We start from the raw sequence: 14836 nt of genomic DNA on the forward strand, positions 1-14836 counted from the left end.
ATAGGATGAGGCGCGTGAGCAACAAAGCTGAAGAAACCTTAAGTAAGAGTACAGATTCCGCGTCTTTGGCCCGCGCTGTGGAGCGTTCTGCCGAACTTGAAAAAGAGATCGACAAGGATCCTAGCCGGTTCCGCATGTTGACAGGTGACCGTCCAACCGGACACCTGCACCTGGGGCACTACTTCGGAACGATTAAGAACCGTGTCGAGCAGCAGCAACGCGGTATCGAAACTTGGCAGCTAATTGCTGACTACCAGGTGATTACCGACCGCGACGGGGTGGGCCCGTTGCGCGAACGCGTACTGTCGCTACTCACCGACTACATTGCGGCCGGAATGAATCCGGAGAGTGCAACAATCTTCACGCACTCCGCTGTACCAGCGTTGAACCAGCTGATGCTCCCGTTCCTGTCTTTGGTGACCGAGTCTGAACTGCACCGCAACCCTACCGTCAAAGCTGAACTTGACGCCACCGATGGGCGCGCCATGTCCGGTCTTCTCCTCACCTACCCCGTCCACCAGGCCGCAGATATTCTTTTCTGCCGGGCAAACATCGTTCCGGTGGGGCAAGACCAATTGCCCCACCTCGAGCAGGCGCGCGTGATTGCCAACCGCTTTGATCGCCGCTACGGCAGGGCAGATAAAGACAAGCCCGTCTTCAGGCGCCCCGAAGCGCTACTGTCCAACGCTTCGCACGTTCTTGGCCTTGACGGCGAGAAAATGTCCAAGTCTCGTGGCAACACCATTGAGCTACGAATGAGTGCCGACGAAACAGCGAAGCGCCTCAAGCGGGCAAAAACTGACGCTGACCGCGTCATTACCTACGACCCGGTCAAGCGCCCCGAAGTTTCCAACCTTCTGCTCATGGCATCCATGGCATGTGGGGAAAGCCCCGAAGCGATTGCCGAGCAGATCGGAGACGGTGGTGGCGGCGCCCTCAAAGCCCGCGTAACCGAAGACCTCAACACCATGCTCGCCCCCATTAGGGCGCGTCGCGCTGAACTAGTTGAAAACGAGGACTACCTGCTTGAGGTCCTGCGCAAAGGCAACGAACGCGCAAATGAAGTTGCAAACGAGACCCTCAGCGACGTTTTAACCGCTATGAATATGAAGTACTACTAAAACTTTTCCCAGCCTTCGACGAGTCTAAGGAGCCGGACCGATGCCAGCAGTCAAAGCGAAGAACACCACTTCGACAATGAAGAATCCAGTTCCCCCTCGAGCACGGATCACGCGTATTCCTGCAACCGAGGTGTTCCCCGTAATAGAACAGGGACTTTGGCCCGCAAAGGCGACGGAAGGCGAGTCATTCCCCGTGCGCGCAACCGTATTCCGTGAAGGACATGAGGCGCTCGGTGTTGAGGCCATTTTGATCGACCCCAAAGGCGATGAGCACATGCGTGCCTACATGCATGACATTGCTCCGGGCCTCGACCGCTACGAAGCATGGCTCATGCCCGACCGTCCCGGCGAGTGGAAGTTCCGCATCGACACCTGGTCTGATCCCTACACCACCTGGGCGCACGACGCCGCTATCAAGATCGCAGCCGACACGGACGTTGAACTCATGCTTGAAGAGGGCGCCCGCCTAATGGAACGCGCCGCCGAAGGGCGCCCCCGCCCCAAGGGCAGCCGCAAGCAAAAGGGACCGGACAAGGCCGGCCAGGCGGTACTCCTCGAAGCAGCAAAGCTACTACGCGATGATAGCGCTTCTGCGCAAACCCGCCTGTCCGCAGGTCTTTCTTCCGCCGTGCGTAACGTATTTCGCCACTTTCCCCTACGGGAACTGTGGACGCGAACCCGCACCTATCCGCTGAAGGTAGACCGCAAGGCAGCGCTGTTCTCCTCCTGGTACGAGATCTTCCCGCGCTCCTACGGCGCCCACCGCAATGAAAAGGGCGACTGGGTGTCCGGCACGCTGGCCGGGGCAGCCGAACAGCTCCCCCGCATTGCGAACATGGGCTTTAGCGTCATCTATCTAACTCCCATCCACCCGATCGGCACCACCTTCCGCAAGGGACGCAACAACACCCTCGAAGCCGGCCCGATGGATCCGGGTTCGCCCTACGGTATCGGCGCATCAGAAGGCGGGCACGACGCCATCCACCCCGACCTGGGCACGTTTGAAGACTTCGATAATTTTGTTGCCAAGGCCCGCGAGCACGGCATGGAGGTAGCTCTTGACCTCGCCCTGCAATGCTCGCCCGACCACCCGTGGGTTACGGAACACCCCGAGTGGTTCAGTGAACGCGCAGACGGCTCCATCGCCTACGCGGAGAACCCGCCTAAGAAGTACCAGGACATTTACCCACTGAACTTCGACAACGATCCAGAAGGCATCTACCGGGCGGTTCGCGACGTTGTGCAAAAGTGGATCGACCACGGGGTGACCCTGTTCCGCGTGGACAACCCGCACACCAAGCCGCTGAGCTTCTGGCAACGCTTCCTCGCCGAATTTAACGAGAAGCATCCCGAAGTTATCTTCCTTGCCGAGGCGTTCACGAGGCCCGCCATGATGCGTACGCTTGGCGCTATCGGCTACCACCAGTCCTACACATACTTCACGTGGCGAACCACTAAGCAGGAGCTCCTCGAATACTTCGAAGAGGTCTCCAAGGACACCGCTCACGTGATGCGCCCGAACTTCTGGCCCACCACGCATGACATTCTCACCCCGCAGATGACTACCGGAGGAGCCGCGATCTTTGCCCTGCGCGCAGTTCTTGCTGCCACGGCCTCACCATCGTGGGGCATCTACTCCGGATATGAGTTTGTGGAAAACGTGCAGCGTCCCGGCTTTGAAGAGCAGATCGACAATGAGAAGTACGAGTACCGCCCCCGCGACTGGGAAGATGCAAACAAGTACGGCCTCGAAAACCTACTTACCCTGCTGAACAGCGCCCGCAAACGTCACCCTGCCCTCCAGCAGTTGCACCGCATTCAAGTGCATGAGACATCGGATGACCGGCTGGTCTGCTTCTCTAAGCACGTACCCGCAAAGTTCAGCCCCAGCGGTGAGGAAGACACCGTCATTGTCGTTGTAAACCTCGATCCACACAACACCGTTGAAGGATCCGTAGACATTGACCTGTCAAAACTTGGGGCCACTATCAACTACGGGCCCAACGGCCCCGTATTGAACGTGGTAGACGAACTCGATGGTGTTGAATACCAGTGGGGTGAACACAACTACGTTCGACTCGAACCCTCAATTCGTACCGCGCATGTGCTGGCCGTGCGTCCCTCCAACAACTAAACACCTCGGGGGCGCGGTTTTTCGCGCCCCCAACGTATAAAAATAGCCAAAAGGATAGCCATGACCCTATCTCCGCGAGACAACGCGCCCACCGGCGCTATCCCTCTGATTCCTCGGGATGGCGACGACGCCACTACGCGCGAAGTTCCCGAAGAACGAGTTGTCGCCACGCTACCCACCCCCGCTGAGGATCCGCACTGGTATCGCACCGCCGTGTTCTACGAAGTGCTCACCCACTCGTTCTTTGACGCCAACAACGACGGTACGGGCGACTTTAAAGGCCTGACGGAGAAACTAGATTACTTGGCATGGCTGGGCATCGACGCTATCTGGATTCCCCCGTTCTACCCCTCCCCCATGGGCGACGGCGGATACGATATCTCGGATTACACCAACGTCGATCCTCGCTACGGCACGATGGATGACTTCCGCACGCTTATGGAAGAGGCTCATAAGCGCCATATCCGCGTGGTGATCGACATGGTCATGAACCACACGTCCTGCGCCCATCCCTGGTTCCAAGCCTCCCGGCACGACCCAGCCGGCCCGTACGCAGACTTCTACGTATGGCGTGACCGCCCCGCTGAATACCTTGACGCGCGCATCATCTTCATCGACACTGAAGACTCCAACTGGACTTACGACGAAGTTCGCGGGCAATACTTTTGGCACCGCTTCTTCAGCCACCAGCCCGACCTGAACTTCGAAAACCCGGCCGTGCGCGAAGCCATCAAGAACACAATCCGGTTTTGGGCAGACACGGGTGTGGATGGCTTCCGCCTAGACGCCATCCCCTACCTGTACGAAGAAGACGGCACCAACTGCGAGAACCTGCCGCGCACCCACGATTTCATTGCCGAGCTACGCGACATGGTTGACGAGGAATACCCCGGCACTGTTCTCATTGCGGAAGCCAACCAACCCCCGCACGAGGTAGTTGCATACTTCGGATCCGATTCAAGGCCCGAATGCCACGTGTGTTTCCACTTTCCAATCATGCCCAAGATATTCGCTGCACTACGCGAAGAAACCTCCAAGGGAGTGCGCGAAGCCTTCGCCGCAACCCCGCCCCTACCCAAGGGCGGCCAGTGGGGAACGTTCTTGCGCAACCATGACGAGCTCACCCTCGAAATGGTTACCGACGAAGAGCGCCAAGCCATGTACGGCTGGTACGCACCCGAACCACGCATGCGCGCCAACGTGGGTATCCGTCGCCGCCTCGCCCCGCTACTGCGCGGCTCCAGGCGCGAAGTTGAACTGGCCCACGCCATGCTCCTTTCATTCCCCGGCTCCCCGTTCCTCTACTACGGTGACGAGATCGGAATGGGAGACAACATCTGGCTCAAAGATCGCGACGGCGTGCGCACGCCCATGCAGTGGGATTCCACTCCCGGTGCTGGCTTCTCTAAGGGCAACCCAAATACGTTCTACCTGCCCCTCATCGAAGACGGCCCGTACGCACCGGCCGCCATCAATGTGTCGGAGCACCGCTCCCGCCCCACCTCAATGCTCAACTGGCTACGCGGCATGCTGGAAGTGCGCAAACGCTACCCCGTGTTCGGCATTGGATCCCTCACGCTACTATCCACGTCAGATGACGCGGTCCTCGCATACCTGCGTCGCGACGAACGCCAAACCGTGCTGTGCGTAAACAACCTTTCCACCACTTCGCGCTCGGCCACCATCCAACTACCTGGCATGGGCGGATGGCGCCTATACGACACAGCCTCCGGAAACCGATTCCCCGACGTGCGTGAAGATGAAACCATTGACATCACGCTTGGACGTCACGGTTTTTACTGGCTCGAAGCCACATTCCTAAATGAAGAAGACGAAGAGGAGTAACCATGGGCGCTTCATGGCCAGCCGCCGTTAACCTACTAGACCAAATCGACACCTGGCTGTACAAGCAACGCTGGTTTCCCGGCAACACCGGCGATTCCGTTCGCCTGGTAGCCAACATTGACCTCTCCAGCTACTCAGCCGACCCTGCGGCTAGCGGAAGTGACGAAGCGCTTGAGCCGGTGTGGATTTCCATCGTCCAAGTGGGCGAAACTTTCATTTCTATACCGCTTGCCTACACCGCGACTAAACCCGACTTTGGCCTCATCACCGAGCTGCAGGGAGCCTACCTGGTTGACGGAGCATACTCCCCCGCGTTTCTGCGGGCGTGGCTACGCAAAGCCCACGCAAACGGCACTCTCAGCCCCATTGAGCCACAGCGAGGCGATGAGGCTCTAGCGAGTCTACTAGAAGAAGCGGCAAGGGCGTTTGTGCTCACCGGAGAACAATCCAACACCTCCGTGCGTTTTGGTGGCCCATTCGCCTGCGTGCTGAAACTACTTCGTGTTCTCCACCCCGGGTTGCATCCCGAAGTGGAAGTTACGGTAGAACTTGCCAAACTGGGCTGGACGCACGTACCAAAGCCCATCGCCTACCTTGAAGAAGAGTTTCAACTGGAGGGACTGCGCGGCGACGTAGTACTAGGCTTTGCCGGTTCGCTAGTTAAAAACGGGCGCGACGGATTTGAACTCTTCGTTGAACTAGCAGGTAAAAATGAAGATCCTGCCCCCCTGGCGCGCGAACTTGGCACCGTAACTGCCGGACTCCACGAACACATGGCAAAAGCCTTTGGCGAGTTCGCATCCGCACCGTCTGATCAACTGAAGGAACGCCTGCGGGTAAATCTCAGCGCTGCCGTGGCCGAAGTTCCACGCCTTCGCGAAAGTGACCTCATTGAACCTCTCGAAACCAAAATAGAGCGCATCGGGGGTATTGAGAACCTGCCGCCCATGATCCGCATTCACGGCGACTACCACCTGGGCCAAACTCTGCTTGGCGAGGACGGGTGGGTGATCCTTGACTTCGAAGGTGAACCGCTACGCCCGCTGGAAGAACGCCGCGAACCCGACTTTGCACTACGTGACGTAGCCGGAATGCTCAGGTCCTTTGACTACGCCGCCGCGAAGGGAGGGGCGGATCAGGCCTGGCTACATGCCGCACGCGAAGCCTTCATCGACGGTTACACCAACGGCGGAGGCCTGGGCGAAACTGAGAGCGAACTCAGCGCCGTGCTAGAGATCGAAAAAGCTGCCTACGAAGCCGTGTATGAGTACCGGATGCGGCCCGACTGGATCTGGATACCTGAGAATGCGCTCGCTCGACTTGCAAAATAGGTCAGCCCCATAAGCGCAAAAACTGGCCACAAGCATGGAAGAATTGCAAATATGAACGCGACACCTTACCCCGTAGATCCAGTAACCCTTTCAGCAGTTGCTAATGCAACCCATCACTCACCCCATTCGGTGCTCGGCGGCCACATCCACGATGGCGTGGTAACCATCCGCACGGTCCGCCACCTCGCGGATTCCGTTACCGTTGTCACCAAAACCGGTGAGTACGAAGCCACCCACGAACAGGATGGCATCTGGACAGCAGTCTTACCCTTCTACACTGTTCCCGACTACCGCCTGCGCGTCACCTATGGGGACCAAGTCGTTGACTCTGACGATCCCTACCGGTTCTTGCCCACCATCGGCGAAATGGACCTGTACCTCATTGGAGAGGGCCGCCACGAAAACCTCTGGGAGGCCCTTGGTGCACACGTTCGCACCTTCTACAGCGAGCTCGGCGAAGTGCACGGCGTATCGTTCACCGTCTGGGCACCCAACGCTCGCGCCGTGCGCGTAGTTGGTGACTTCAACTACTGGGATGGCACTGGTAGCGCAATGCGCACGCTGGGAGCCTCAGGTGTTTGGGAACTCTTTGTTCCCGGCGTTGAGGTTGGTGCTCGCTACAAGTTCGAGATCTGCGGCCCCGACGGCAACTGGATGCAAAAGGCAGACCCAATGGCTCGCGCCACCGAAATTCCGCCTGCAACCGCCTCTGTTGTCACCGACAAGTTCCACGAATGGGCTGACAATGAATGGATGGAAGCTCGGGCTGCGAAAGACCCGCACACCAGCCCCATGTCCGTGTACGAAGTCCACATCGGCTCGTGGCGTCAAGGCCTGGGATACCGTAGCCTCGCTGACGAGCTAGTGCCCTACCTGAAGCGCATGGGGTACACGCATGTTGAGTTCATGCCCGTTGCAGAACACCCATTCGGAGGATCGTGGGGCTACCAGGTGACCTCCTACTATGCGCCAACCTCCCGGTTTGGAACTCCAGATGATTTCCGCTACCTCGTAGACAAACTGCACCAGGCCGGCATCGGCGTTATCCTCGACTGGGTGCCCGCTCACTTCCCCAAGGACAGCTGGGCACTCGCCAGGTTCGATGGCACTGCCCTGTACGAAGACCCAGACCCAATGCGTGGCGAACACCCCGACTGGGGCACGCTCGTGTTCAACTTTGGACGCCGCGAAGTGCGCAACTTCCTGGTGGCCAACGCCCTGTACTGGCTCGAAGAGTTCCACATCGACGGACTTCGCGTAGACGCTGTAGCGTCCATGCTATACCTCGACTACTCGCGAAACGATGGTGAATGGCGCCCCAACCAGTACGGCGGCCGCGAACACCTCGAAGCCATCGAATTCATCCAAGAGGCCAACGCCACCGCCTACCGGCGCAACCCCGGCATCGTCATGATCGCTGAGGAATCCACCGCGTGGCCCGGCGTTACCGCCCCCACCTCTGGTGGTGGCCTCGGCTTTGGCCTCAAATGGAACATGGGCTGGATGAACGACACGCTGCGCTACATGCAGGAAGACCCAGTAAACCGCCGCTGGCATCATGGGGAACTCACGTTCTCCCTCGTCTACGCATTCTCTGAAAACTACGTCCTGCCGCTCTCACACGACGAAGTTGTGCACGGCAAGGGCTCCCTCATTTCGAAGATGCCCGGCGACAAGTGGCGCCGCCTGGCCGGCCTGCGCTCCCTGCTGGCCTACCAGTGGTCGCATCCCGGCAAGCAACTGCTGTTCATGGGTCAAGATTTCGGCCAAGAATCCGAATGGTCAGAAGCGTACTCGCTTGACTGGTGGCTCATGGATGACCCGGGCCACCGCGGCGTGAACCGCCTCGTTGCCCGCTTGAACAACATTTACAAGAACTCCCCCGCCCTGTGGGACGACAACTACACGGGCTACGAGTGGATCGAAGCTGGCGACGCTGACCACAACGTCATCTCCTTCATCCGCAAGGGCAAGGACGAAGCCGGAGACACCGACATTTTGGTGTGCATCTCTAACTTCGCTGGCAACCCCCATGAGGGCTACCGGGTAGGCCTGCCCTTCTCCGGCAGGTGGGAAGAAGTGCTAAACACCGACGCTGAAATCTACGGCGGCTCTGGCGTTTGTAACATGGGCCCAATCATTGCCGAGGATGTTCCCTGGAACGGACGTCCCGCCTCGGTTGAGCTACGCGTGCCGCCACTAGGCGCCGTTTGGCTCCGCCCAGTGCGTGACTAAGCGCAAACAATAATAGTGGTGGTGGGAACAGTTCCAAATCGTTCCCACCACCACTTTCGTTATCAATAGCCCTGCCGTTAGAACAGCAAGCTTGACAGACGAGCGCGGGCCGCCTTCACTCGCGGGTCGGCCCCCAAAACCGTGAACATCTGAAGCAAACGCTCCTGCGCGGCCTCGAACGCCTCATCATCACTGCCCTTCGAGCGGGCAATCACATCAAGCAACGTATCAAACGCGGCCTCCACGTTGCCCTCCACAAACGCGGCATCCGCGCGCGAAAGCTCCGACCCGTCAGATTCTGCGCGCACCCGCTTCGCCAGCTGCAAACGCGCAATCGACTCCTTGGCTACCTGATCCTTAGGCGCCTGCGCTAAAACCTTTCCCCACTGCTCAATGGCGCCCTCCAGATCCCCCGCATCCTCAGCCGCCATCGCGGCCTCATGCAGAGGATTCGTTTTTGGCCCGGTGGAACCGTCAACCATGCGACCCGTCAAGCCAGCATTAGCGGCAACCTTGAGTAGCTCATTAAAGACGGCGACAATCTGATCCTTAGGCTGCGCGCCCTGGAACAGCGGCACCGGACGGCCACCAATCAGCGCCACCACCGTAGGGATAGACTGCACACCGAACATTTGCGATAATTGCTGGTTGGCCTCGGTGTCGATCTTTGCGAGCACCACCCGACCATCGAGTTCGCGGATCACATCCTCCAAAATTGGAGTCAGCTGTTTGCACGGCTGGCACCAATCCGCCCAGAAGTCGATTACAACCGGTAGGGTCTGCGACAAGTCAACGAGCTCTTGCAAACCCGCCTCGTCCACGTCCCGAATAATCGGGCCGTTAAGGCCCGCGTCAGAAGAAGCCGGAGTAGCCGCAGGTGTAGAACCGGGCGCCGCCCCCTCCAACGAAACTGCACCACAAGTATCGGCAGGCATAGACTCACCGGACATCACAAACCTCTTTCACTCACCAAACTACTCAACAACGCGATACGAACCGAGAACCCGCTCAGCACCAATCGCATGAATCAACTCACTCGAACCCTTAGGCGGCAAAATCAGGGCCACCGAAGCAAGGTATGTAACCTCCACAGGCTTGTCATGAACCTGGGGATCTTCCATCAGATCCGCAATGGCACCACCAAGCTTGATCTTCGCGTTCTCTTTCACACGCTCGTACGTCACCGTAAACGAGATGTTGCCCGCCACGAGTGCCGAACCGTCAACCAGAGCAACCGCCGTTAGTGGCTTTTCAGCAGGCGTCGCAGCAATCGTTACCTTGCCGTTCTCCCCCAATGAATCGTTCAGCTTCAACTGTTCCTTATAAGCCTTGGCGAACTCATCATCAGCAAACAGATCCGGCTGATTTGCCTTGTCGTCAAGCCGCGCCGTCCACTCAGTCAGCGCCTCCTGGGGTGACAACACAAAACCATCCGCATCAGCAGCCACCACCGGGGAGCCCTCGGAAACCGCAATGGTTTGCAGTGACTCACCCGGGAACATACGCACCCAACTGGTCAGCTTGTAATCATCGCGGGGATTGTCTTGGGTAATAAACCCGATCTGCGGCAACTCGTCTTCCGTGGCCTTCGTCGGCGCAATTATTGCGCGTGGCCAAGTGTGTGACTGGGTAACCGTGGCTGCTGTCTCATCCATATCAAGCCCCGCAACCGTATCTTGGCGCGCCTTTGTCAGCCGGTACATCGCCGCGCGCATAGCCAACGCGGGGTCCTTCACGCGCGGTTGCAACATGCTTTCATCCAGCGCCTCATCGCCGGCAACCAAGGCTTCCTCAACCTCAGAAATGAGCGTCGATACTTGCACTTCGTCCAAGTTCGGCTGCTCCGACTCACTCGGGCTAGTTCCGGTAGAAGGAAGTTGGGGAACCTCGTTTGAACACGCTGACAACCCCGTAGTGGCCAACGCTAAAATCATCAGCGCTGCAGGTAGCGTTTTCCTCATTTGCCCTCTCCCTTCTTTTCAGCTTCAGCATCGTCTGGTCGCGGAATGACCGGGATGAGACCCGTGGCGAAGGTCTGCCCGCCCAGCGATACCTCGGCTTCACCGCGAGCGCGTGCCTCACGCATCGCGCGCCGGGATGGAAGCACGTGAGTTTTACCGCCGATTGTGGTTGTGATCTCTGTGCGCTCCTCAGTGGCTGGACGCGCCTGGCGCTCAAGCATTGAAACGCGTTGCTGACGCGCTTCTTCCTTCGCGCTCTTTTGCGTATCCGAGGCGGCGTCCTCCCCCTTCTCACTAACCTGTTCAGACTTCGACGTGGCATCCTTGCCGAACGGCGACTTCAAACCGCTGAACTTTTGCAAAGTGTGCCGCCTACGCACACGAGTCTCTTCGCTACGCGCATCCTCCTTACGCCTCCTTTGGAGCGCTAGGTAAGGCACCAGACCAAGCAACAACAGGATTATGCCAATGACTGTGAGCGCAATGATCCACGCGGAAGAAGTGTCGCGCTGCCACGTCAAAGAAATCTTGGGAGCTGGATCCACACCGTTAGTGGCCGCTAGGAGCACCACGCCAGAACCATCCGTCGTGATATCCCACGACAACGAGTTCTTGCCCGTCTTTACGTCCAACCACATGTCTGACTGCGCCAGAGTCTTGTCGAACTGGTCAGCTAAGAACTCTTCTGGATCAGCCTCGGGCATCTCCCCGTTGTGCTTAGTGGAAGCAATAGCCTTCCACGACGACAATCCCGTCAGCTGCGTATTTGGAAGCTCGCCAATCCACGCATGCGCATCAGCATCACGTCCAAGCGCCAACACGATCGGCTGGCCGGGCGCCTCCGCGTGGACCGTCACCTTGGTGTCAACCAGCCCGAGCAGGCCTGCAACCGTAGTCTCGTAAGGCGTGTCGGGACGCTCCGCCTGCGCGGTGACCGTCGGATCCGGACGCAACACTGTTGCAAACAGCAAACCAGCAATCACCATTATTAGGCCGAGCACCGCCAGCGCAATCGGAATGCCCTGCCTTTTAGTTGGTGTGTTCACCACTTATCCTCCGCGTAAATGGACGTACTTACCTTCCAGATTAGGGGCAATCGCGGCGCCAGACCATTTAGATGGTGAAGTAGCGACCAAAACCACGAAATATAGGGTATTTCCCATACGGCCACCGTTCACGCTCACCGCCTCGTTTGATTTACACTAGTAACAGTGTGATTTTTTGGGGCACTTTTATTTCGAGGAGATTTCGTGAGCGAAGAGCAGACAGATTTTCCAGTTGTCATGCGAGGCTACGACCGCGTTCAAGTTGATGAACAACTGCAGACTCTGATGACCGCGCTATCTGAGGCGCGCAGGCGTGCCGAGGTTGCGGAGAACCGGGCCAAGAGCCTCGAAAGTGACCTCGAAGACTCCCGTAGCCGTTTAGAGGAGCAAGAACGTGCCTCATTCTCCGGGATCGGTGCGCGCGTTGAACAGCTTCTGCGCTCCGCTGAAGAGCAAGCACTGGCAGTGACCACGAAGGCGCAAGCAGAGTCCGACGCCCTCATGGAACGCACCCGCACCGAAACCCAACGTCTTTCCTCTCGGGCACAAGCCGAAGCTGAAGCCCTCCTCTCCGAGGCTCGCCGCGAAGCCGCCGAACGCGTATCGCGCGCCCAGACCGAAGCGGAAACCCTCCTCACCAACGCGCAACACCGCGCCGATGAGATGGTTGCATCCGCCCAACGAGACTCCGCGGCCCTGCGGTCCGAAACCAACACTTACGTCAACGACGCGCGCGGTGGTGTAGAACGCGAGGTTGAGGTCATGCGTGCCCGCGCGCAAAAAGACACCGTGGAAATGCGTGTTGCCTGCGAACAGGAAACCGCTCAGATGCGTGCCGACGCGGGTGCTGACGCCCAGGCGGTGCGCGAAAATGCCAACGCGGAAGCCAAACAGACTCTCGAATCTGCGCGTACCGCCGCTGCAGCCGCCCTCACCGCCGCGCGAGATGAAGCCGACAAGGTTACGCGCGAGGCCCGTGCCTTCCTTGACGACGCGAAAGCAAAAGCCAGCCTTTCGCGCCAAGAAGCCGAGCAAGAAATTGCCGACCAGCGCGCCAGCGCACGAGAGGCCGACGCGGCTGCACACGAACAGGCGCGGGAAGAAACCACCGCGATGGTAACCGCCGCGCGCACCCAGGTGAATGAGGCCGAAAAGCATCTGGCAGAAACACTAGAGCGCGCCGAGCGCCTGCTTACCGACACCGACGCCGTTGTGCGCCGCCGGCAAGAAGATGCCCGCCGTAGCGCGGAAGCTATCATTGCCGCCGCCGAGGCCGAAGCTGAACAGCTGCGTGAAACCGTGCGTCAAGAAGCTCTCAGCGAGCGTGCCGCCGCGCAACGCACGGTTGAAAAGCTCACCCGTCAACGCGAATCCGTTGCCGCATACCTCGACGAAATGCGCGGCTTGCTTGGATCCTCCGCTGCTCGCAACATTGCCGGGCTGGCCGAATCCGAAGAAGACGCGGACGCTGGCTCCCCCGTCCTCTTTGATGACACGGACAAAGAGTAGACCGCTGGTGGCAAGCCAATAACGAAATCACTCTGAATTTGTTTGGTGCCCGGCGCTTTTGCCGGGCACCAAACAAATTGTTTGCCTCTAGTAGAAGTTAGAAACCCCACTATCCCAACAGTGCGGGTGCCAGTGGCGGCGCGCATCAACGCCAACATCAAGGCCAAATGCGCCCTCTTCGCGCCACACAACCACGTGCGCAGATCCAACGGTAATCGGCCGGTGACAGCCCGGACACGTGTATTCTTTTGACGCGCGAGACAAACGCTGAACACTGAACGTGCCCGAACTACGCTCCACCTGACGTGGCATCGACGCCAACCTATCCATGTTGAGCGGACGATGCGGCTGATTATACGGACGCTTACCGCTGCGACGAGCCATAAAACCTCCTTCAAAAGTAAAGTGCCCCGGCAAAAGCCAGGGCGACTTTACCCACGCGTTACACTGCCAGACCGCGACGATACACGGTAATCGGCTCCAGGCTATCACTGACAACCACCACGTCAGCCTTCATGCCCTCACGCAAACAACCGATCGTCTTATCCCCCAGGATCTTCGCACCTTGAACGGACGCCATGTAAACTGCGTCCACCACTGGCACATAACCGCCCTGCGTGAGAAGGCGAACCTGGTCAAGCAGGTGCGATGTGCCTCCCGCGATCGCGTCACCACCGCTGAGACGAGCAACGCCATCCTGCACGGTCACTGCCTGCGGGCCCAGCTGGTAGGAACCATCGGGCATGCCGGCGGCAGCCATCGCATCCGTTACCAGTACCAGGCACTCTCGCCCAAGCGTCTCATACACCGCGCGCACCATATCGGGGGCCAAATGCACACCGTCGCCAATCAGCTCCAAAATTGCACCATCGCGCGCCGCATCAGAAATAAACTCCGGAACCGGGCCCGGATCACGATGATGAATCGGCCTCATCCCGTTAAACAAGTGCGTAGCGGTAGCCTTCGGCGAACGCGGTGCCACCTGAGCGAGCTTCATCCGCGAGTATTCCAGAGCCTCCCGAACCGCCTGTGGGCCCGCGTCCGTGTGGCCCCACGAGGGTAGTGCTCCGCCCTCGATTAGTGCCTCCGCGACAGAGCCCTCACCGAACGCGCCCCTCTTTTCCGGCGCCAGCGTCATCGTCACGCAGTACCCTCGGGAAAGCTCAATGAGTTCTTTGGTGAGCTCCACGTCCGGCTCAATAATGTAAGTAGGATCCTGCGCGCCCTTGCGCTCAACCGAAACGAACGGGCCCTCAAAATGAATACCTGCCAACTCATCCTTCTCGCACAAGTTAGCCAGCGTAACCGCACGCGAACGGAGTACATCCGCAGCTGCTGTTACCCCCGACGCTACGAGTGAAGTTGTGCCATGCCTGCGGTGCTCCATCACCGCAACCATCGCCTGCTCCTCAGTCTGCGCATTCGGGAACGACTCACCTCCACCACCGTGGCAGTGCACATCCACCAAGCCAGGCAGAATATAGCCGTCAATCCGCTCCGCGCGCGCGGCCTCGCCCTCGCACAAAACCTTCGATGCGGCGCCGCATTTCAAAATGACCTCGTCAAAAACTATCGCGCCATCAGCAATAACTTCCGATTCGGTGACCACTCGCCCGCGCAAAACCCGAGGCTCGCTCATTTTCAAGCGCTCCTT

General features: G+C 58.9%; 11 protein-coding genes. 6 read left to right on the forward strand and 5 right to left on the reverse strand.

Annotated elements, in window-relative coordinates; genetic code table 11:
* Positions 1 to 5 precede the first annotated feature (5 nt).
* The 5 genes from trpS (at position 6) to glgB (ending at position 8666) form a co-directional block, all read left to right on the forward strand.
* Positions 6 to 1121: a tryptophan--tRNA ligase gene (gene trpS / locus HMPREF9238_RS02405; protein ID WP_040316451.1), complete on the forward strand. Its 1116-nt coding sequence runs from the start codon at positions 6 to 8 to the stop codon at positions 1119 to 1121.
* A 76-nt stretch (positions 1122 to 1197) separates the two neighbouring features.
* Positions 1198 to 3255, forward strand: a complete 2058-nt coding sequence (locus tag HMPREF9238_RS02410) for an alpha-1,4-glucan--maltose-1-phosphate maltosyltransferase (protein ID WP_040316635.1) — start codon at positions 1198 to 1200, stop codon at positions 3253 to 3255.
* Between the two features lie 60 nt (positions 3256 to 3315).
* The gene (gene treS / locus HMPREF9238_RS02415; RefSeq protein WP_016443847.1) at positions 3316 to 5100 is read left to right on the forward strand and encodes a maltose alpha-D-glucosyltransferase; all 1785 of its coding nucleotides are present in this window, start codon (positions 3316 to 3318) and stop codon (positions 5098 to 5100) included.
* Between the two features lie 2 nt (positions 5101 to 5102).
* The gene (locus HMPREF9238_RS02420; RefSeq protein WP_016443848.1) at positions 5103 to 6431 is read left to right on the forward strand and encodes a phosphotransferase; all 1329 of its coding nucleotides are present in this window, start codon (positions 5103 to 5105) and stop codon (positions 6429 to 6431) included.
* Between the two features lie 51 nt (positions 6432 to 6482).
* Complete coding sequence (glgB, locus tag HMPREF9238_RS02425) at positions 6483 to 8666, forward strand: 1,4-alpha-glucan branching protein GlgB (RefSeq protein ID WP_016443849.1); 2184 nt, start codon at positions 6483 to 6485, stop codon at positions 8664 to 8666.
* 77 nt (positions 8667 to 8743) lie between these two features.
* Here glgB and HMPREF9238_RS02430 read toward each other — a convergent pair whose 3' ends face one another.
* From HMPREF9238_RS02430 to HMPREF9238_RS02440, 3 genes are read right to left on the reverse strand one after another with little or no spacing between them, the layout of a single operon-like run.
* The gene (locus HMPREF9238_RS02430; RefSeq protein WP_016443850.1) at positions 8744 to 9616 is read right to left on the reverse strand and encodes a tetratricopeptide repeat protein; all 873 of its coding nucleotides are present in this window, start codon (positions 9614 to 9616) and stop codon (positions 8744 to 8746) included.
* Positions 9617 to 9640: 24 nt separating this feature from the next.
* Positions 9641 to 10627 (reverse strand): hypothetical protein, encoded by a 987-nt coding sequence (locus HMPREF9238_RS02435; protein WP_016443851.1) that lies wholly within the window; start codon positions 10625 to 10627, stop codon positions 9641 to 9643.
* A complete protein-coding gene (locus HMPREF9238_RS02440) occupies positions 10624 to 11673 on the reverse strand; it encodes a hypothetical protein (RefSeq protein WP_156824369.1) in 1050 nt (349 codons plus the stop codon). The genes HMPREF9238_RS02435 and HMPREF9238_RS02440 overlap by 4 nt, the downstream gene beginning before the upstream one ends.
* Positions 11674 to 11877: 204 nt before the next feature.
* On the opposite strand from HMPREF9238_RS02440, the gene HMPREF9238_RS02445 reads away from it, so the two are divergent.
* Entirely contained in the window at positions 11878 to 13182 is a 1305-nt protein-coding gene (locus tag HMPREF9238_RS02445; protein WP_016443853.1) for a coiled-coil domain-containing protein, read from the forward strand.
* Between the two features lie 87 nt (positions 13183 to 13269).
* Here HMPREF9238_RS02445 and HMPREF9238_RS02450 read toward each other — a convergent pair whose 3' ends face one another.
* Positions 13270 to 13566 carry an Rv1322 family protein gene (locus HMPREF9238_RS02450; RefSeq protein ID WP_016443854.1) on the reverse strand — a complete coding sequence of 99 codons (297 nt, stop codon included), beginning with the start codon at positions 13564 to 13566 and terminating at the stop codon, positions 13270 to 13272.
* Between the two features lie 58 nt (positions 13567 to 13624).
* A complete protein-coding gene (locus tag HMPREF9238_RS02455; protein WP_016443855.1) occupies positions 13625 to 14821 on the reverse strand; it encodes an N-acetylglucosamine-6-phosphate deacetylase in 1197 nt (398 codons plus the stop codon).
* Between the last annotated feature and the right edge of the window lie 15 nt (positions 14822 to 14836).

The sequence above is a fragment of the Gleimia europaea ACS-120-V-Col10b genome (genome assembly GCF_000411155.1).
In the GTDB taxonomy this organism is placed as follows: domain Bacteria; phylum Actinomycetota; class Actinomycetes; order Actinomycetales; family Actinomycetaceae; genus Gleimia; species Gleimia europaea_B.